The sequence below is a fragment of the Streptosporangium sp. NPDC050148 genome (genome assembly GCF_055586505.1).
Window position 1 is genome coordinate 100468 of sequence record NZ_JBVJIA010000011.1, and the last position, 19185, is coordinate 119652.

Genomic DNA, 19185 nt, shown 5'->3' on the forward strand with positions numbered 1-19185 from the left:
CCCCCTACCCCCCCCCCCCCCCCCCCCCTCCCACCACCCCCCCCCCCCCCACCCCACCCCCCCCCCCCCCCTCCCCCCCCCCCCCCCCCCCCCCCCCCCCCCCCCCCCCCCCCGGGACCGGGGGCCCGGCCTCGCCGGGACGACCGACGGGCACGACGAGCGATGGGGGAGAAGTGCCGATCACGCAGAACGCCGGGACCGGCCGGGCCCGGGACGACGACCCGGCGAGGCCGCGGCCGCGCACGGGGGCGCGGACGGGCCCGGGAAAGGGCGTTCGCACCGGCATCCGGACGGACACGGACACGGGAACGGGGGCGCCGTGACCGCCGTGACGGACGCGCAGGGCGCGAGGGCCACCGGGAACGCCGAGGACGCCAAGGACGCCGGGGGCCTCGGGGACGCCGTGCGGGGCCCGGACGACGGCGAGGGGTTCTCCATCGTCACCGCCGGGCTGACCAAGCGGTTCAGGAGCGGCCAGGTCGCGGTGGACTCCCTCGACCTCGCGGTGCCCACCGGATCGGTCTTCGGTTTCCTGGGTCCCAACGGCTCGGGCAAGACCACCACCATCCGCATGCTGCTCGGCCTGGTGACGCCGACGGCCGGAAGCTGGCGGCTGCTGGGCACGCCGATGCCCGGGGGGATGAACGGCGTGCTGCCCAGGGTGGGGGCGCTGGTCGAGGGGCCGGCCTTCTACCCCTACCTGTCGGGCGAGGCCAACCTGCGCCGCTACGACGCCGCCGACCCCTCGGCCGACCCGCGTACCGTCTCGGCCAGGATCGGGCTCGCGCTGGAGCGGGTGGGCCTGGCCTCCGCGGCCGGGAAGCGCTACCGGGCGTACTCGCTCGGCATGCGCCAGCGGCTGGCCATCGCCGCCGCGCTGCTCGGGCCGAGGGAGCTGCTCGTCCTCGACGAGCCGACCAACGGCCTGGACCCGCAGGGCACCCGGGAGGTACGGGCCCTGGTCAGGGAGATCGCCGCCGAGGGGACGACCGTGTTCGTCTCCTCCCACCTGCTGGCCGAGGTGGAGCAGGTCTGCTCCCACGCCGCGATCATGCGGGCGGGACGGCTGATCGTCCAGGGGACCATCACCGAGCTGCTGGGCGGGGAGACGATGCGGATCCGGGTGCGGACCCCCGACACCGTCCGGGCCGCGGCCGTGCTGGCCGGGCTCGGGCTGACGGAGGTCCACTCCGGGGACGAGGAGGTCGGCGCGGTGCTGGGGACCGCCGCGCCCGAACGGGTGTGCGCCGCCCTGGTCGCCGACGGCGTCGCCGTACGCGGCCTGGTCGTCCAGCGGCCGAGCCTGGAGGACGTGTTCGTGGGCCTGACCGGGGAGGGATTCGATGTCGACGGTTGACGCGGGCACGGGCGTCGTCAGGGCGGTGGGCGCCCCCCGGGCGTGGCTGCGGCTGCTCGGCTCCGAGCTCGGCCTGATCTTCCGGCGGCCGAGGAACCTCGCCATGCTCGCGGTGCTCGCCGTGATCCCGGTGCTGTTCGGGGTGGCGCTGCGGACGTTCGGCGGCCCCGGGGAGGGCGAGGGGCCGGGGATCTTCGGGCAGGTCACCGGGAACGGGATGTTCCTCGCCTTCGCCTCGCTCTTCCTGCTGGTGCAGCTGCTCCTGCCGGTCGTCGTCGCGATCGTCGCCGGCGACGCGATCGCCGGGGAGGCGGGCATCGGCACGCTGCGCTACCTGCTCACCGCGCCCGCGGGCCGGAGCAGGCTGCTGGCCGTCAAGTACACCGGCGTGGCCGTCTTCTGCCTGGCCGCGGTCGGCGTGGTGGCGCTGGCCGCCCTGCTCAGCGGCCTGGTGCTGTTCCCGGTGGGGCCGGTCACGCTGCTGTCGGGAGGGACGATCCCCTTCCTGGACGGCCTGCTGCGGATCGGCGTCGTCGTGCTGTACGTCGCCGCGGGCATGGCGGCCCTGGCCGCCGTGGCGCTGGCCCTGTCGACCCTGACCGAGGTCTCCATCGGGGCCATCGCCGGGACCGTGGTCATCGTCATCGTGGCCCAGGTGCTGGGGAGCCTCCCGCAGCTCGCCGTGATCCGGCCGTACCTGCTCACCGACTGGTGGGACGGCTTCGACGCGGTGCTGCGCGACCCGGTGGCCACCGGCGACCTCGGGCGGGGACTGCTGGTCTTCGCCGTCTACGCCGTCGTGTTCGGCTCCGTCGCCTGGGCCCGCTTCACCGGCAAGGACGTCACCGCCTGATCCCCGGCCCCGCGCGGCGTCCCGGGTGGACCGCGGTACCCCGGCCGACGCGCCGCCCGCCGGGGTGACGGTCGCGTCGCACCGGAACGCGGCCCGGGGGCCCTCCCGCGCGGACCGCGTCACGGGCGGGGGACGCGCAGCACCACCAGGTCGGTCGCGGGCACCTCGATCCGGCCGCCGGGAGCGTGCTCGGTGCCGGTGAGCAGGTCGGTGCCGCCCGCGCGCAGCCACGCCGGGGCGGCGGAGTGGTTGAGGGCGAACAGGAAGTCGGACTCGGGGCCGCGGCGCCGTACCACCTCCAGGCCGGGGGTGGCCTCGGCCACCGGGCCCGCACCGGCCTCGGCCAGGACGCGGGCGAGCAGCGCGGCGACGGCCCCCGGGTCGAGCCGGGTGGCGACGTACCAGGCCCGGCCCGCGCCGTGGGAGTTGACCGTGACCGCCGGGACGCCGGCGAGCGGGCCGTCGGCGTATCGGGCCACGGCCGTGGCGGTCGAGGTCTCCAGGAGCTCGGTCCACTCGGTGGCCGTCCACGCGGGCCCGGCGACCTCGGTGTGCACGGTGGCCGTGGCGCCGGGCAGCAGCGGGAAGAACTCCTCCACTCGCACGCCCAGCAGGTCGCGGAAGGCGCCGGGGTAGCCGCCGAGCCGGACGTGGTCGTTCTCGTCGACGATCCCGGAGAAGTACGTCGTGAGCAGGTGGCCGCCCGCCTCGACGTGGTCGGCCAGGCGGCGGTTGGTCTCGTCGGTGGTCAGGTGCAGGGTCGGGGCCAGCACCAGGCGGTAGCCGTCCAGGACGGTGCCGGGCGGGACCACGTCGACGGACACGCCCGCCCGCCACAGGGCCTCGTACCAGCCCAGGGCGAGCTCGCGGTAGCGGATCCGGTCGCTGGGGTGGGAGTCCAGCTCGGCCGCCCACCACGCCTCCCAGTCGAAGACCATGGCCACCTCGCTGACCACCCGGGAACCGGCGATCTCGGCGAGCGCGCCCAGGTCGCGGCCGAGCCCCACCACCTCGCGCCAGATCTTGGACCGGGTGCCGGCGTGCGGGACCATGCCCGAGTGGTACTTCTCCGCGCCCGCGCGGGAGGCCCGCCACTGGAAGAAGCAGGTGCCGTCCGCGCCGCGCGCCACGTGCGCCAGGCTGCCCAGCCGCATCGCCCCGGCCGGCCTGGCGACGTTCACCGGCTGCCAGTTCACCGCGCCGGTCGCGTGCTCCATCAGCAGCCACGGCGCGCCGCCCGCCACGCCCCGGGTCAGGTCGGCCGAGAAGGCGAGCTCGATCTCGGGCCGCGCCCTGGCCCCGTCGGGGTAGTGGTCGTTGGAGACCAGGTCCACCTCACCCGCCCACGAGGCGTAGTCCATGTTCCTGGTCTCACCCATGATCATGAAGTTGGTGGTCACCGGGACGTCCGGGGTGACGCGGCGCAGCACGTCGCGCTCGGCGCGGAGCTGGTCGCGCAGCGCGTCCGAGCAGAACCGGGCGAAGTCGAGCTGCTGGGTCGGGTTGACGTACGACGCGGCCAGCCGCGGGGGCAGGATCTCCTCCCAGTCGGAGTAGACCTGACTCCAGAAGTCGGTGCTCCAGGCGGCGTTGAGACCGTCCAGGGTCTTGTGCCGCTCACGCAGCCAGACCCGGAACGCCGCCGCGGAGACGTCGCAGTGGCAGCGGGCGTTGTGGCAGCCCAGCTCGTTGGAGACGTGCCACAGGGCCAGGGCGGGGTGGCCCCCGTAGCGGACGGCCATCTCCTCGGTCAGCCGCAGCGCGTGCTCGCGGTAGACCGGGGAGCTGGGACACCAGGCCTGGCGCCCGCCGTGGTGCAGGCGCCGGCCCTCGTGGTCCACCGGGAGGATCTCCGGGTGGGCGTGGGTCAGCCACGGCGGGGGAGAGGCGGTGGCGGTCGCCAGGTCGACGGCGACACCGCCCTCGTGGAGCAGGTCCAGGACCCGGTCCAGCCAGCCGAAGTCCCAGCGGTCCGGTGCCGGCTGGAGCCGGGCCCAGGAGAAGATCCCCACGCTGACCAGGTTGACCCCGGCCTCGCGCATCAGCCGGACGTCCTCGTGCCAGACCTCCTCGGGCCACTGCTCGGGGTTGTAGTCGGCGCCGTAGGCCAGGCCGGTGGGCCGGGGCCAGCGGATCCAGCGCTGCGGCATGTCCATCCTTCTGGTGATATTTCCGGTGATGAGCGGGGGCGGGAGCGGGGGTCAGGAGCCGGAGACCGTGAAGCCCTGCTGCCGGGCGTAGCCGGCGATCTGCTGCTGCCAGGCGGTCAGGGCCGCGCCCAGGTCGGTGCCGGAGGCGATCGCCTGGCCCACGGTGTCCTTGAAGACGCTGTTGGCGTAGACCTGGAACGGCAGGTACTGCCAGCCCTTGCCCACCTGGGCGGCTCCCTCGGCGAACACCCTGTTGGCCTGCTGGTCGCCCAGCACCGGGATCTTCGCGTCGAGGAACTCCGGGCTCTCCAGCAGTTCCCTGGTCGCGGGGAACAGGCCGGAGGCGGTGTTCAGCGACCTGATCGCCTCGGGGTCGGTGTTCAGCCAGCGGGCGAAGCCCACGGCCGCGAGCGGGTTCTTGCTCTGCGCGAGCACGGACACGCCCGAGCCGCCGTTCTCGGCGTTGGACGGTGCGGAGGCGTCCCAGGCGGGCATGGGCGCGGCGCGCCACTTGCCCTTGCTCTGCGGGATCGTGCTCTCGATGGCGCCGGGCGCCCAGGCCCCCGCCATCCACATCGCGTACTTGCCGCTCGCCATGTCCTTCCACCAGGAGTCGTTCCAGCCCGCCACCGGGTCGACGAGCTTGTCCCTGGTCAGCCTCGACCACATCTCGGCCCAGCGCCTGCCGCCCTCGTCCAGGAAGTCGATCCGGGTGGTGGTGGCGTTCTCGATGGCGAACGGCCGCCCGCCCGCCTGCCAGATCAGGCTGTCGACGCCGCCCGCGTCACCGGGGTCGAGGCTGGTGATGAAGTTCCCGGGGTCGTCCTTCTTGATCTTCTCGGCGACCGTGACGAACTCGTCCCAGGTCTTGGGCGGCTCCAGCTTCAGCCGCTCGAAGACGTCCGTGCGGTAGAACATCGTCATCGGGCCGGTGTCCTGCGGGACCGCGTAGACGCCGCCGTTGACGTTGACCTGGTCCCACGCCGAGGGGCTGAACTTCTCCTTGAGCTCGGCCGCGCCGTAGGCGTTGAGGTCGACCACGGCCTTGGAGAGCGCGAACTGCGGCAGCGCGAAGTACTCCAGCTGCGCCACGTCCGGCGCCCCGCTGCCGGCCTTCACCGCGGACTGGAGCTTGGTGTAGTGGGCGGCGGACTGCCCGGCGTTGACCAGGTTGATCTTGACCTTGGGGTACTTCTGCTGGAACAGCGCCACCGTCTTGTCGATGTTGGGCACCCACGACCAGAACGTCAGCGTGGTGTCGGTCTGCAGGGCCTTGTCGATGTCGGCGGCCCCGGCGCTCGCCCCGGCGGCCGGCGCGCCGGAGGGGGGAACGGGCGAGCCGCCGCAGGCGGCCAGCGTGAGCAGGGAGAGGCAGAGCGCGGCGGCCGAGGCCGCCCGCGTGGCAGGACGCATGGTGAGAAACCTCCGGGGACGGTGGTGGGGGGTGCTACTTGACGGCACCGGCCGACAGGCCGGACTGCCAGTAACGCTGGAGGAGGAGGAAGGAGACGACGAGCGGGACGATCGCGACGAGCGACCCGGTGAGCACCAGGTTGTAGACGGCCTGGCCGCCCGCGGCGCTGCCCGCCTGGCTGTTCCACTGGTTCAGCCCGACGGTCAGCGGATACCAGGCCGGGTCGCTCAGCACGATCAGCGGCAGGAAGTAGTTGTTCCAGGTGGCGACGAGGGTGAACAGCAGCACGGTCACCAGGCCCGGCCGCAGCAGGCGCAGCGAGATGGCCAGGAAGATGCGCAGCTCCCCGGCCCCGTCCAGGCGGGCCGCCTCCATCATCGAGGTCGGCACCGCGTCGGCGGCGTAGACGCGCATCAGGTAGAGACCGAACGGGCTGGCCAGCGCCGGGATCAGCACCGCCCACGGCGTGTTCACCAGGCCGAGCCGGGTGAACAGCAGGAACGTCGGCACGGCGAGCGCGGTGGTGGGCACCGTGATCGCGCCCAGCACGACCGCGAACAGCACCCGCGAGCCGGGGAAGTCGTACTTGGCCAGGGCGTAGCCGCCCAGGGCCGCGATCACGGTGGCGCCGCCCGCCCCGGCGACCGCGTAGAGCACGGTGTTGAGGAACCAGCGGCCGTAGACGCCGTCCTGGTAGGTGAAGACCTGGCGGACGTTGTCGAGGAGGGCGAAGTCGTCGGCGAACCACAGGCCGAAGCTGTCGAACAGCCCGGCGTTGGTCTTGGTCGCGCTGAAGAACAGCCAGACCAGCGGGAGCAGGCAGTACAGCAGCATGGCCAGCATCGGGACCGTGAGCACGGCGCGCTTCACGACAGGCGCTCCCTTCGGGCGGTGACCAGCTGCACGGCGTAGGCCACGACGATGGTCACGCCGCCGAGCACCACGGCGACCGCGGCGGAGTAGTTGTACTGCTGGCCGTTGAAGGCGAGGTTGTAGGCGTACATGTTGGGCGTGTAGTACGTGGTGATCTCCGCCGGGGCCAGCGTGGTCAGCACGTTGGGCTCGTTGAAGAGCTGGAAGCTGCCGATGATGGAGAAGATCGCGGCGAGCAGCAGGGCCGGGCGCAGCGCGGGCAGCTTGATGCTGACGGCCTTGCGGATCTCACCGGCGCCGTCGATCGCCGCCGCCTCGTACAGCTCGCCGGGGACCGCCCGCAGCGCGGCGTAGAGGATCAGCACGTTGTAGCCGGTCCACTCCCAGGTGACGATGTTGCCGATCGAGGCCAGGATCCACGAGCCGGACAGCGCCTGGCCGCCCAGCAGGCCGAACTCGTCGCCGTAGAGGTAGCCCCACATCAAGGCGGCGACCACGCTCGGGACCGCGTACGGCACGAAGACACCGAGACGGTAGGCGCCGGCGAAGCGGAGCCACCCGCTGTCCAGTACGAGCGCCACCAGCAGGGCGAGCGCGAGCATGACCGGGACCTGCACCGCCAGGAAGAGCCCCACCCGCAGCAGACCGGTGTGGAACAGCCGGTCCTGGAAGGCGGCGGCGTAGTTCGCCAGGCCGACGAAGACGTTGCCGCCGACCAGCCGGTCCTGGAAGAGGCTCAGGTAGAGCGCGTAGGCCAGGGGCGTCACGATCGCGAACAGGAAGACGACGCAGAACGGGGCGGCGAAGGCCCAGCCCACCCAGGGCCGCCGTGCCGAGCCGGTGCGCGGGCGCTTCCTGGACGGCGGGCTCCCCGGGCTCCCCGGGCTTCCAGGGGACCCCGGGGAGCCCGGGGGAGGCGGGGAGGCCACGGAGGCCGGGGATGTGGGGGGTCGTGCCACCCTCGCGCCGACGGGCGTGTCTGTCATATGACGTCTGCCCTCCTTGTCCATGTTAGCGCTGCCATGGCCGCACGGCATGAGCATCACAGCGCGCCCTCGACGACGTCAATAGATTGCCGACGTGAGCAGGAAACATTTCCGTAACGCGCGCCCTCCGCCTCTGAACTGCGGGGCGCTAGGGTGTTAGCGCTGCCACGAGGGGACCGGGAACCGCGGCGACGTGGCACCATTTCTGCGGGGAGAGGGGAGATCGGGTGACGGCGGTCGACGACGGATCACGGGCCGGCAGGGGACGCGGCCACGGCGCTCCGTCCATGGCGGACGTGGCCCGGCTGGCCGGCGTGTCGCCCCAGACGGTCTCCCGGGTGGCCAACAACCGCACCAACGTCGAGGACGCCACCCGGGAACGGGTGCTGAGCGCGATGCGGGCGCTGGGGTACCAGCCCAACAGCGCGGCCCGCGCGCTGGCCACCGGCAGGTTCGGCACCATCGGGGTGATCAGCTTCACGCTCAGCCGGTACGGGAACGTGCGCACCCTGGACGGCATCGCCACCGCGGCCCGCGCGGCCGGCTTCTCCATCAACCTCGTCGGCATCACCGCCCCGACCCACCAGGAGTTCCGGGACGCCTTCACCAGGCTCAGCACCCAGGCGGTCGACGGAGTGGTGATCATCGAGTCCGAGGTGCTCGACATGCGGACGCTGCGCCTGCCGCCCGGCGTTCCCGTCGTGCTCTCCGACGGCTACGGCGGCCACAGCTATCCCGTGGTCGACTCCGACCAGGCGGCCGGCGCGCGCCTGGCCACCGAGCACCTGCTCGACCTCGGCCATCCGACCGTCTGGCACGTGGCCGGGCCGCAGGACTCCAACTCCGCCCGGCACCGCCACGCCTCCTGGCGGCGGACCCTGGAGCGGGCCGGGCGGGAGGTCCCCCGGGTGCTCTTCGGCGACTGGACCGCGGGGTCGGGCCACCTGATCGGCGCCTACCTGGCCGGACGCCCCGAGGTGAGCGCCGTCTTCGCCGCCAACGACCAGATGGCCCTGGGCGTGATCCGCGCGCTGCACGAGGCGGGCCGCGCGGTCCCCGGCGACGTCAGCGTGGTCGGCTTCGACGACATGCCGGAGTCGGCCTACTTCTGGCCCGGCCTCACCTCGATCCGCCAGGACTTCGACCGCAACGGCCAGCTCTGCGTCGACATCCTGCTGGAGCAGATCCGCACCCGGACCGAGGCCCCGGGCGAGACCCACCTGGTGCCGGTGGAGCTGGTCGTGCGCGGCAGCTCGGGCCCCTGGCACGGCCGTCCCGCCCGAGAGGAACGCGCAGTGAGTCCCAGTGAGTCCCAGTGAGTCCCAGTGAGTTTTCGTGAGCCCGCGTGAGCGGGGGACCGGGAGGGCCAGGTGGGTCAGGAGGTCTTCGCCGGGTCGACCTTGAAGATCTCGGCGACGTCGTCCAGCAGGGCGTGCGCGCCCTGCATGCCGACGGCGCTCATCCAGACGGTGTCGTCGACGTCGTGCCGGGTCCCCTTGAGCTTGCCCCAGAGCGGGTTGGACTCGAACTTCTCCTTGACCGCCCCGACCGCCGGGTCGGGATAGGCCGCGACGAAGATGTGGTCGGCGTCGAGCTGGGAGATGTTCTCCTGGCTGATCGGCACGATGATGGTGTCGGTGACGGTCGGCTGGTCCTCCGGGCGCGGGAAGCCGACGTCCTTCAGCACCAGGCCCGAGTAGGAGTTCTCCACGTACAGGCGGACGGTCGGCTCACCCGCGAAGCGGACCACGGAGACGGTGGGCAGCTCGCCGTCCCTGGCCTTGATCGACTCACCGATGGCGGCGGCGCGGTCCCCGTACTCCTTGATCTTCCGCGTGGCGAGCTCCTCCTTGCCCAGGGCCCGGCCCATGAGCGTGAGGTTGTCCTTCCAGAGGGCGCCGGTGGTCTCGCTGAACACGGTCGGCGCGATCTGCGAAAGCTTCTCGTACAGCGCCTCGTGACGGACCTTGGCCGAGACGATCAGGTCGGGCTTGAGCGCGACGATCCGCTCCAGGCTGGGCTGTTCCAGGGTGCCGACCGACGTGGCCTCCTTGGCGTGGCCGAGGACCGGCGTCAGGTACTCGGGGAGCTTCTCCTCGATCGACCGGTAGGTGGTGTAGCCGACCACGTCGGTCTCCAGGGTCAGCACCGCGTCGACGAAGCTCTGGTCGAGGGCGACGACCCGCCTGGGCCGCGCCGGGATCTCGGCCTTGCCCATGGCGTGCTCGACCGTACGGGGGAAGGCCGTCGTGGAACTCGCCGCCGGGGCGGGGGAGCCGGAGGAGCCGGGGGTGCCCGCCGCGGTGCCGGAGGTGCTCGAACCGCAGGCGGCGAGACCGGCGGACAGCACCGCTCCCGCCACTCCGACGGCCAGGACGCGCAGTGCTCTCATCTGGTCGGTCTCCTCGTAAAGATTAGGTAAGCCTTATTTAGCTTAGCTTTACCTAAGGTGGCATACTCGTCCGGGTCCGGCAACAAAAGGGGAGCTCAGGTGATCGCGACGACGGCGGCTCCCGGCCGCGCGCCGGTTCCGGCCGGCCGGAACGTCCGTCGCCGACGGCTCCTCGTGCTCGGCGGGCTGTCGGCCGCGCTGGCGGTGGCGGCCGTGCTGAGCGTCGCCGTCGGCGCCAGACCGGTTCCCCCGGCCGACGTCTGGCACGCGCTCACCGCCCCCATCGGCACCGAGAACGACATCGTCGTCCGGTCCCTGCGCCTGCCCAGGACCGCCATCGGCGTCATGGCCGGTGTCGCCCTCGGCGTCGCGGGCGCCCTCATGCAGGGCCACACCCGCAACCTGCTGGCCGATCCCGGCCTGCTCGGCGTCACCCAGGGCGCGGCGTTCGCCATGGTCCTCGCCATCCTGGCCCTGGGCGTCACCGGCCCGTACGGCTACATCTGGTTCGGCCTCGCCGGAGCCCTGCTGGCCAGCGCGGGCGTGTTCGCCCTCGGCATGGCCGGCGGCCGGGGCGGTCCCACACCGGTGACCCTCGCCCTGGCCGGCACCGCCGTCAGCGCCTTCCTGTACGCGCTCACCTCGGCCCTGGTGCTCCTGGACGAGCAGACCATGGACATCTTCCGCTTCTGGCAGGCGGGCTCCATCGCCGCCAAGGGGCCGGACGTGGCCTGGCAGGTGCTCCCCTTCATCGTCGCCGGTCTCGTCGTGGCGCTGGTCAACGCGCCCGGCCTGAACGCGCTCTCGCTGGGCGAGGACGTGGCCCGCTCGCTCGGCCGGAACGTCACGCTGACCCGCGCCGTGGGCATCACCGCGATCACCCTGCTCACCGGGGCCTCGGTGGCGGTCTGCGGGTCACTGGCCTTCATCGGCCTGATCGTCCCGCACCTGGCCCGGCCGCTCTCCGGGCCCGACCACCGCTGGCTGCTGCCGTACTCCGGCCTCGCCGGGGCCACGATCCTGCTCCTGGCCGACGTGATCGGCCGCGTGGTCGCCCACCCCGGCGAGCTGGAGGTCGGCGTGGTCCTCGCGCTCGCCGGCGCCCCGTTCTTCATCGTCCTGGTACGGCGCAGGAAGCCGGTGCGGCTGTGATCCGCACCGTGTCCCCGGGGACACCCCGGAAGGCGGGGACCCCGCCGGGCGGCCGGGCACTGCGCGCCGGTCCCGTCTCCTGGGTCCTGCGGCCGCGTTCCGTCACCGCGACGCTGGCCCTGCTGGCGCTCACGCTGCTGTTCATGGCGCTCGGCATGCGCCTCGGCGACATCCCGATGGGCGTCCTGGACGTCCTCGCCGCGATCACCGGTGACGGTCCCGATCACTTCGTCGTCATGGAGCTCCGGCTTCCCCGCGCGCTGACCGGCGCCCTCGTCGGCGCGGCGTTCGCCCTGGCCGGGGCGATCACCCAGGCCGTCGCCCGCAACCCGCTGGCCAGCCCCGACATCCTGGGCGTCACCGGAGGCGCCAGCGTCACCGTGGTGGCGGTCATCGTGGCGGCCGGGAACACCTGGGGCGGCACGAGCGGCGTCCTCGCCGGGGTGGGCGTCCCGGTCACGGCGCTGGCGGGCGGCCTCGCCGGCGCGCTGACCGTCTACCTGCTGGCCTGGCGCCGGGGCCTGGACGGCTACCGGCTCGTCCTGATCGGCATCGGCGTCTCGGCGGTCTGCGTCAACCTCAAGTACTGGCTGCTGACCGTCGGCGACGTCAACGACACCGGCCGGGCCATGGTCTGGATCAGCGGCTCGCTGCACGGCCGGGGCTGGGAACACGTGCTGCCGGTCGCGCTCGCCCTCGCCGTGCTCGTCCCGCCGACGCTGATCGGCACCCGCTCGCTCGGCGCGCTGCGCTTCGGCGACGACACCGTGACCGGCCTGGGCGTCCGGATGAACCTGGCCAGGAGCCTGATGATCCTCGCCGCCGTGCTGCTGGCCGCCACGGCGACGGCCTCGGCCGGGCCGATCTCGTTCGTCGCCCTGGCCGCCCCGCAGATCGCGCTCCGCCTGGCCGGGGTGGCACAGCCCCCGCTGGTCGTGTCGGCCCTGACCGGCGCGGTCCTCACCAGCGGCGCCGACCTGGTCTCCCGCACCGCCTTCAGCCCCGTCGAGCTGCCGGTGGGCGTGGTCACCGCCGTCCTCGGCGCCCCCTACCTGATCTATCTCCTCGTCCGTGTGCGCAGAAGGGGCCGTACGTGAGACTGCGAGCCGTCGACGTCAGGCTGGGGTACGGCGACCGCGTGGTCGTCGACGGCCTCGACCTCGGGATCGAGGACGGGACGGTGACCGCGGTCATCGGGCCCAACGGGTGCGGCAAGTCCACCCTGCTGCGTGCCCTGGGCCGGCTGCTGCGGCCCTCGGGCGGCGAGGTGCTGCTGGACGGCAAGCGCATCGACCGGATGCCCGGCAGGGAGGTCGCCAGGATCCTGGGCGTGCTGCCGCAGGCGCCGTCGGCACCCGAGGGGCTGACCGTCGCCGACCTCGTGGCCAGGGGGCGCCATCCCCACCAGACCTGGTACCGGCAGTGGTCGTCCGACGACGAGTCCGCGATCGGCGAGGCCCTCGCCATGACCGGCCTGCTGGAGCTGGGCGACCGCCCGCTGGACGAGCTGTCCGGCGGGCAGCGCCAGCGGGCCTGGATCTCCATGGCCCTCGCGCAGGGCACCGACCTGCTGCTGCTCGACGAGCCGACGACCTTCCTGGACCTGGCCCACCAGATCGAGGTGCTGGAACTGGTGCGCAGGCTCCACCGCGAGCTGGGCCGCACCGTGGTGATGGTCCTGCACGACCTCAACCTCGCCGCCCGCCACGCCGACCGCCTGGTGGCCATGCGCGACGGCGGGATCGTCGCCGCGGGCACCCCGGCCGAGGTCCTCACCGAGAACCTGCTGGCCGAGGTGTTCGAGCTGGAGGCCAGGGTCATCGAGGACCCGGTGACCGGCACCCCGCTGGTGATCCCCGTCGCCACCCTCTCCCCGGGCCGGGCCCGCCGGGAGGGGTAGGACGCGTCCGTCCGGCGGGGGTCAGGCCGTACGGCCCCGGCGCAGGGCGAGCGCGCCGAGCACGAGCCCGGCGAGCCCGAGCACCAGCCCGGCCCCGCCGAGCAGGCGGGCGGTGCCGTCCGAGGCCCCGGAGACCACGGCGGTGGCCGTCGGCCGGGTGGCCCCGGCGGCCGAGGGCGTCGCCGGGGACGTCGACGCGGGGGCCGCCGAGGCGGACGTCCCGGTACCGGCGCCCTCGGCGGCGGCGGGGGTGAGGGTGAGCACCGGAGCCGGGTGCTCGGGCTCGGAGCCGTCCGCCTTGGGCTCGTCGTCCCAGCGGACGACCTCGCCGCCGCTGTAGGTCTGCACGGCCGGGAAGATCAGCCGGTCGACGTCGGTGGGCAGCGCGCCCATCGAGACCTCGAACTCCTGGAACTGGCCGGGCTCGATCTTCCCTCCCGACCAGGTGACCTTGGTGACCGCCTCGGTGACCTCGCCGTACTCGGTGGTGACCGGCTTGGGCAGCTTGCCCTCGACCACCTTGACGTCCCAGCCGGGGACCGGCTTGACCGAGACGAACGCCAGCGGGTGGTCGACGGGGAAGGTCACCTCCAGCCTGGTCGTCGAGGCGTCGTCGCGCTCGTTCGGGACCCGGAAGGCGACCTTGGTGAAACCGCCCTGCTGGGCGCTGGAGGGGTTGATCGTGACGTGCGCCAGGGCGGGCAGGGCGAGCCCCAGGGTCAGGGCGGTGACCCCCGCGGTGAGGGCGGCCAGGCGGCGGCAGGCACGGGAAAACGACATGGTGCATCTCCACTTCGACGGCTCAAAAAACCGGACACAGCCGGTGATGAAAGGAAATTTCCGGATCGGATCAGCCGACGGGCAGTGGAGGACCACGCCGGCTGACGGAGTGCCGCAGGACGGTGCGCCCGGGACGGGGAACGGCCCGGGGGGTCACCCGGTGCGGCGGGATCCCGGCCTCCGCCGCGGGACGGAGCAGCAGGGACGCCGCGAGCCGGAACAGCGCGCCGAGGCGCCGGTGCGCCGAGCGGAGCAGCGCCCACAGCACGGTCTCGCCGCGGGCCAGCCACCACCCGGTGATCAGTGTCGCGGTGAGGTGCGCGACGAGCATGCCCAGGCCCTCGCCCAGCCCCCTGCCGTGCGGGTGCCAGGACGGCACCCCCGTGACGTCGCCCAGGGCGAACAGCTCGTGCAGCGAGAGCTGCAGCGCCGACAGGCCGACGCTGATCGTCGACGCGGACCGCTCGCGCCCGGCGAGCAGCACGGCCGCGGCCATGACCGCCGACCCTCCCGCGGCCATCGCCCAGGGGGCCGGTCCCGGCCCTCCCGCGGCCACGTGGCCGAGGACGGCGAGCGTCACGCAGACGGCCGAGAAGGCGGCCGCCCGCACGAGCCGTAACGGTAGCCGTGCGCGCATGGTGACCCATATGTTCTCACGCCCGGACGCCCCTGCCACCGGCCGGTTTTTACGGATATCGTGGCGGCGACCGCGACTCGTCCTGTGGACCGGGGTGGTAGGCATGCGGCACGTCCTTGGACTCCTCACCGGGCTGGTCGTGACCGCGGTGCTGCTCCTGGGAGCCGGCTGGGCGACCCGCAAGGCGGGCGCGACCCTCTTCCTCCCGGACGCCGATCCGTCCGTGGCCTGGCCGGAGAGCGGGCCGTCGACCTGGGTCGCCCTGGCGGCGATGGCCGGGATCGGGCTGGTGGTCGGCCTGGTGGTCGCCGGTCGCGTCTCACCGCTGGCCACCTTCGTCCCCTCGATGGTCCTGCTCGCCTGGAGCATGGTCTACGCCCTGGACGCCAGGCGCGCACTGGCCCTCGCCCCCCACGACCCGGCCTCTCCCGAGGCGCTCCTGCAGGCCGGGCGCGGGATGGGCCTGCTGCTGACCACCGGGATCTACACCCTGCTCGGCGTCCTGCTCTTCCTGCCGGCGCTGATGCCCTCCCGCTGGACGTCCCGTCCCCGGGACGAGGAGAAGTACGCCGATCCCGACGACCGGGTGTACTGACCACGGTCGAGGTCCCGCCCTGTCGTCCCCCCGCCGCTCGCCGATCCGTCCCCTCACCCGGACCCCCGCCCCCGGACGACCGGTCACCGGTCCACCGGTCACCGGTCGTCCGGGGCGCTCACCCGCCTTCCGCGGAGGACGGCGGGGCGGAGCCTGCGTAGAGCCGGGCGACCACGTCCTCGATGGACCCCTCCTCGGGGGCGGTGGCGCGCAGGGCGTCGAGGGTGCCGTCGAAGGCCAGCGTGCCGTGGTCGATCAGCATCACCCGGCGGCAGAGCTTCTCGATGTCGCCCAGGTCATGCGTGGTGAGCAGGACGGTGGTGCCGCGCTCGGCGTTGAGGCGGCGGAGGAAGTCGCGCAGGGCGACCTTGCTGACCACGTCCAGCCCGATCGTGGGTTCGTCGAGCACCAGCACGGCGGGGTCGTGCAGCAGTGCGGCGGTGATGTCGCCGCGCATCCGCTGTCCCAGGCTGAGCTGGCGGACCGGGGTGGACAGGAACTCGCCGAGCCCGAGCAACTCGGTCAGCTCGGCCAGCCTGCGTCGGAAATCCTGTTGATCTACTTTGTAAAGGTGACGGATCAGGTAAAAACTGTCTCGTAGCGGCAGGTCCCACCACAGGGTGGTCCGCTGACCGAACACCACCCCGATCCTGCGGGCCAGCGCGACCCGCCGGTGCGCCGGGTCGAGCCCCGCGACCCGGATGCTGCCGGCGGTGGGCGCCAGGATCCCGGTGAGCATCTTGATCGTCGTGGACTTGCCCGCGCCGTTGGGGCCGAGGTAGCCGACGAACTCCCCGGCTCCTACGGTGAACGACAGATCCCGTACGGCGTGCACGGTCTTTCTGTTCCTGCGGCGGCCCACGGTGAACGAGCGGCCGACCCGGTCGAGTTCGATCATGTGTCAACTTCCCGTCGAGCGGTAGCGGCGGATGCCCGCCCGCCAGGCGAGCGCGGCGACGGCGGCCAGCGCGACGGCCGCCAGGGGAGAGGCGAAGCGGAGCCAGTGGGGCAGGCCGAAGGGGTCGTCGCGGTCGAGCACGAACAGCGCGGGCTGCCAGTTCACGAACGCCAGCGGCACCACGAAGGTGACGCCCCTGACGAGCTCGGAGCCGTACACGCTCAGGGGATACTGGGTCAGCGTGCTTCCGCCGTAGGTGAAGGCGTTGGCCACCTCGGGGGCGTCGGTCAGCAGGAACTGCACCGCCCCGCCGAGGGTGAAGATCGCGGTGAAGATGACGGTCCCGCACACGACCATCACCGGGATCATCCAAGCCCTGTCCCAGGGCGGGGCGAGCGCGGACAGGGCCAGGCCCAGGACGACGGCGGCCTGGAGCGTCCTGCCGAAGCGGTGCACGCCGAAGCGGTCGACGGCCATCTGCACGAACGCGCTCGCCGGGCGGATCAGCATGGTGTCGAAACCGCCGGTCCTGATGTGCCGGCTGAGCCGGTCGACGTTGCCGAAGAGCATGTCGGCCAGGGCGAAGGACAGGCCCGCGGTGCCGTACAGGAACATCACCTCGGACAGGCCGAAGCCGCCCAGCGAGTCGGTGTGCTCGAAGATCACCCAGATCGCCACCACGTCGAGCGCGTTGACCACGAGCGAGCCGAGGATCATCATGACCAGCGGCCCCGGGTACTGTGCCGAGGCCCTCAGCCAGGTCCAGGCCAGCAGGAGATAGGTCCTCGTCATCGCGTGCTCCCGGCGGACGGCCGGACGCGATCGGCGGAGCGGTGAGCACCGGGGGTGCCGGGGGTGCCGGGGGTGCAGGGAAGGTCGGGAAGGTCGGGGGCGCCTGGGGTGCCGGGAGGGCCGGGGGTGTCGTGGTCAGCCACCCTGGATCACCACCTTCCTGCGGGCCGCGGCGGTGGCCAGGGCTCCCAGGGCCAGCAGGGCCACCGCCCAGGCGGCCTGGAATCCCAGCGCCTCGAGGACGTCCCGCTTGCCCAGGTAGAGGTCGGCGGGGACCTGCACCATGGCCGACCAGGGAAGGGCCGAGGCCAGAGTGCCGAGCCAGCCGGGGAAGAGGTTCAACGGCAGGATCATGCCGCTGAAGAAGAGCGTCAGCACCAGCGAGAGCGACTGCACGCCCCGGTCGTCGAGCACCCAGCAGGACGACAGCGCGATCAGGTAGCGCAGGGCGAAGCTGACGATCACCCCCAGCAGGAACCCGGCCGCGAAGGACAGCCAGGTCACCGGGTCGGCCGGGACGACGAACCCGAACAGCGCGGCGCCGACGAACGTGGGGGGCAGGCTGCGCAGCAGCAACAGGTAGGCGGCCCGGCCGAGGTCGTCGGCGAGGCTCCACAGCTGCAGGGACGCGGGACGGACCAGGTCGAGGGCGACGTCACCGTTGCGCACGCGTTCGGACAGCTCCAGGCCGCCCCCGAACACCTGCATGGGACCGATGAACGCCTGGCTGAGGAAGCAGAAGGTGACGGCGTCGAGGACGTCGTACCCGGCGAGGCCGGGCCGGGCCTCCCAGAGGGCGATGAGGACGTAGGCGCGGAGGATGCCGAAGACCGTGTTGGTGAAGGCTCCGGCGACGGCCGCGGCGCGGTAGGCGGAGTGGCGGCGGAAACCGTACCCGGCGATGCGCATGTAGAGCAGGAAGACTGCCTCCCGACGGGAATGAGGGCAACCCTCCTATCTTCCTGAGTGCCCGTACGGCGGGCAACGGATTTTCACGACCCGCGGGTCAGGGTGGTGCGCGGTACGCGACGGTCACCGTCCCGGCATACCTACTCGCCGGTAGAAAAGGGCGCGACGGGGAATATCTCCTCAAGGAGGTCCCATGCGCGACGAGATCGATGTGGACGTCAATCCGGCCTACCCCTTCAGCTGGCAGGCCGCGGCCCTCAACGCGGTGATGCGCGGCACCTTCAAGCCCATGTCCGGCCTGTTGCTCAGGACCGACCTGGGGTTCGTCGCGGCCTCCAGGATCGTCTCGCTGGCGGGCAGGGTCCCGCTCCGGCTGCCCACCGGCGTCCGGGTGACGCCCGCCGCGGCGGGCTCCTGCCCGGGGGAGTGGGTACGGGCCGGTGAGGACCTCGACGAGGACAGGGTCCTGCTCTACTTCCACGGCGGCGGCTACTTCTCCTGCTCCCCGGCGACCCACCGGCCGATCACCTGGCGGCTGTCGGCCGCGACCCGGCGTCCGGTACTGGCCGTCGACTACCGCCAGGGCCCGGTGCACCGGCCCGCCGAGGCGCTCCAGGACGCGACCGCCGCCTACCTGTGCCTGCTGGAGCACGGCCACCGGCCCCGCGACGTGGTCTTCGCCGGGGACTCCGCGGGCGGCCACCTCACCCTGGCCACGCTCCTGGCGCTCCGCGACCGCGGGCTGCCGCTGCCGGCCGCCGCCGTGTGCCTGTCGCCGTGGGCCGACCTCACCGGCGACCCCCGTACGGTCAACCGCCTGCTGGACCCGATGATCTCGGCCGGCCGGGTCGCCTGGCTCGCCCGCCGCTGGACCTCCGGCCTCGACCCCCGGGACCCCCTGCTCTCCCCGGTGCTCGGCGACTACACCGGCCTGCCCCCGCTGATGGTCGTCACCGGCTCCACCGAGGTCCTGCGCGACGAGGGCCGCCGGGTGGTCGAGCGGGCCCGCGCGGCCGGGGTGCCGGTCACGTACGAGGAGTGGCCGCGCATGCCGCACGTCTTCGCGATCCTGGCCGACGTCGTCCCCGAGGCCCGCGAGGTCTACCCGCACATCGCCCGGTTCGTCGTGGCCGCCCAGAACCTGTCGGCGGTCCGTGAGTCCTCCGTCCGAGAGCCCGTGCTTCGCGAGCCCGTGCTTCGAGAGCCCGTGCTTCGAGAGCCCGTGCTTTGCGAGCCCGTGCTTCGTGAGTCCTCCGTCCGTGAGGCTCCCGACCCGGCGTCCCCCGTCCGGCGCGACTCCGCCGCCTGAGGCCCTCCGCCCGGAGCCTTCACGGAAAGTCCTCGCCCGGGTCGAGGCCCTCCGCCCAGAGCCTTCACGGGGAACCCTCGCCCGGGTTCCCGTCCGGGCCCCGGTGCCCTCTTCCCGCCGGTCACGGCGTTCCGTCCCGTCCCAGGGACATCCTCCGCCCCGGGGGTGCCTTACCCGGAGGGATCATT

General features: G+C 73.0%; 18 protein-coding genes. 8 read left to right on the top strand and 10 right to left on the bottom strand.

All coding sequences use genetic code 11. From position 1 onward, the window contains the following. Positions 1–319: 319 nt before the first annotated feature. Together ACZ6RT_RS14840 and ACZ6RT_RS14845 are read left to right on the top strand one after the other, a co-directional pair. Positions 320–1357 (top strand): ABC transporter ATP-binding protein, encoded by a 1038-nt coding sequence (locus tag ACZ6RT_RS14840; protein ID WP_399189209.1) that lies wholly within the window; start codon positions 320–322, stop codon positions 1355–1357. Then, entirely contained in the window at positions 1344–2210 is an 867-nt protein-coding gene (locus ACZ6RT_RS14845; RefSeq protein ID WP_399189207.1) for an ABC transporter permease, read from the top strand. Before ACZ6RT_RS14840 ends, ACZ6RT_RS14845 begins: the two co-directional genes overlap by 14 nt. Positions 2211–2329: 119 nt before the next feature. Here the strand turns inward: ACZ6RT_RS14845 and ACZ6RT_RS14850 are convergent, their stop codons facing one another. From ACZ6RT_RS14850 to ACZ6RT_RS14865, 4 genes are read right to left on the bottom strand one after another with little or no spacing between them, the layout of a single operon-like run. Further along, positions 2330–4366 (bottom strand): beta-galactosidase, encoded by a 2037-nt coding sequence (locus tag ACZ6RT_RS14850; protein WP_470153913.1) that lies wholly within the window; start codon positions 4364–4366, stop codon positions 2330–2332. Positions 4367–4411: 45 nt separating this feature from the next. Then, positions 4412–5773, bottom strand: a complete 1362-nt coding sequence (locus ACZ6RT_RS14855) for an ABC transporter substrate-binding protein (RefSeq protein ID WP_399189203.1) — start codon at positions 5771–5773, stop codon at positions 4412–4414. A 34-nt stretch (positions 5774–5807) separates the two neighbouring features. After that, on the bottom strand, positions 5808–6644 hold the full coding sequence (locus ACZ6RT_RS14860) for a carbohydrate ABC transporter permease (protein WP_470153915.1): 837 nt from the start codon (positions 6642–6644) through the stop codon (positions 5808–5810). Further along, a complete protein-coding gene (locus ACZ6RT_RS14865) occupies positions 6641–7465 on the bottom strand; it encodes a carbohydrate ABC transporter permease (RefSeq protein ID WP_344908509.1) in 825 nt (274 codons plus the stop codon). The genes ACZ6RT_RS14860 and ACZ6RT_RS14865 overlap by 4 nt, the downstream gene beginning before the upstream one ends. A gap of 395 nt (positions 7466–7860) precedes the next feature. Here ACZ6RT_RS14865 and ACZ6RT_RS14870 point away from each other — a divergent pair, with 395 nt between their 5' ends. After that, on the top strand, positions 7861–8952 hold the full coding sequence (locus tag ACZ6RT_RS14870) for a LacI family DNA-binding transcriptional regulator (RefSeq protein WP_470153918.1): 1092 nt from the start codon (positions 7861–7863) through the stop codon (positions 8950–8952). 56 nt (positions 8953–9008) lie between these two features. Here ACZ6RT_RS14870 and ACZ6RT_RS14875 read toward each other — a convergent pair whose 3' ends face one another. Continuing rightward, complete coding sequence (locus ACZ6RT_RS14875) at positions 9009–10025, bottom strand: ABC transporter substrate-binding protein (RefSeq protein ID WP_470153920.1); 1017 nt, start codon at positions 10023–10025, stop codon at positions 9009–9011. A gap of 99 nt (positions 10026–10124) precedes the next feature. Here ACZ6RT_RS14875 and ACZ6RT_RS14880 point away from each other — a divergent pair, with 99 nt between their 5' ends. The 3 genes from ACZ6RT_RS14880 to ACZ6RT_RS14890 are packed head-to-tail and all read left to right on the top strand — an operon-like array spanning position 10125 to position 13077. Next, positions 10125–11177: a FecCD family ABC transporter permease gene (locus tag ACZ6RT_RS14880; RefSeq protein ID WP_470153922.1), complete on the top strand. Its 1053-nt coding sequence runs from the start codon at positions 10125–10127 to the stop codon at positions 11175–11177. Further along, positions 11174–12274, top strand: a complete 1101-nt coding sequence (locus ACZ6RT_RS14885; protein ID WP_399189193.1) for a FecCD family ABC transporter permease — start codon at positions 11174–11176, stop codon at positions 12272–12274. Before ACZ6RT_RS14880 ends, ACZ6RT_RS14885 begins: the two co-directional genes overlap by 4 nt. Then, the gene (locus tag ACZ6RT_RS14890; RefSeq protein ID WP_470153924.1) at positions 12271–13077 is read left to right on the top strand and encodes an ABC transporter ATP-binding protein; all 807 of its coding nucleotides are present in this window, start codon (positions 12271–12273) and stop codon (positions 13075–13077) included. The genes ACZ6RT_RS14885 and ACZ6RT_RS14890 overlap by 4 nt, the downstream gene beginning before the upstream one ends. A 21-nt stretch (positions 13078–13098) precedes the next feature. Here the strand turns inward: ACZ6RT_RS14890 and ACZ6RT_RS14895 are convergent, their stop codons facing one another. After that, positions 13099–13857, bottom strand: coding sequence for a YcnI family protein (locus ACZ6RT_RS14895; RefSeq protein WP_399189189.1), 759 nt, complete (start codon positions 13855–13857; stop codon positions 13099–13101). Positions 13858–13927: 70 nt separating this feature from the next. Next, a complete protein-coding gene (locus ACZ6RT_RS14900) occupies positions 13928–14494 on the bottom strand; it encodes an MFS transporter (protein ID WP_470153926.1) in 567 nt (188 codons plus the stop codon). A 103-nt stretch (positions 14495–14597) separates the two neighbouring features. Between ACZ6RT_RS14900 and ACZ6RT_RS14905 the strand changes: the two genes are divergently transcribed. Further along, on the top strand, positions 14598–15089 hold the full coding sequence (locus tag ACZ6RT_RS14905) for a hypothetical protein (protein WP_470153927.1): 492 nt from the start codon (positions 14598–14600) through the stop codon (positions 15087–15089). Positions 15090–15207: 118 nt separating this feature from the next. On the opposite strand, the gene ACZ6RT_RS14910 is transcribed toward ACZ6RT_RS14905, so the two are convergent. The 3 genes from ACZ6RT_RS14910 to ACZ6RT_RS14920 all read right to left on the bottom strand — a co-directional run bounded on the left by ACZ6RT_RS14910 (position 15208) and on the right by ACZ6RT_RS14920 (position 17688). Continuing rightward, entirely contained in the window at positions 15208–15987 is a 780-nt protein-coding gene (locus ACZ6RT_RS14910) for an ABC transporter ATP-binding protein (protein ID WP_470153929.1), read from the bottom strand. 3 nt (positions 15988–15990) lie between these two features. Further along, the gene (locus ACZ6RT_RS14915) at positions 15991–16779 is read right to left on the bottom strand and encodes an ABC transporter permease (protein WP_413224393.1); all 789 of its coding nucleotides are present in this window, start codon (positions 16777–16779) and stop codon (positions 15991–15993) included. A gap of 135 nt (positions 16780–16914) precedes the next feature. Beyond that, the gene (locus ACZ6RT_RS14920) at positions 16915–17688 is read right to left on the bottom strand and encodes an ABC transporter permease (protein ID WP_399189178.1); all 774 of its coding nucleotides are present in this window, start codon (positions 17686–17688) and stop codon (positions 16915–16917) included. 193 nt (positions 17689–17881) lie between these two features. Here ACZ6RT_RS14920 and ACZ6RT_RS14925 point away from each other — a divergent pair, with 193 nt between their 5' ends. Then, entirely contained in the window at positions 17882–18997 is a 1116-nt protein-coding gene (locus ACZ6RT_RS14925; protein WP_470153933.1) for an alpha/beta hydrolase, read from the top strand. Positions 18998–19185 lie beyond the last annotated feature (188 nt).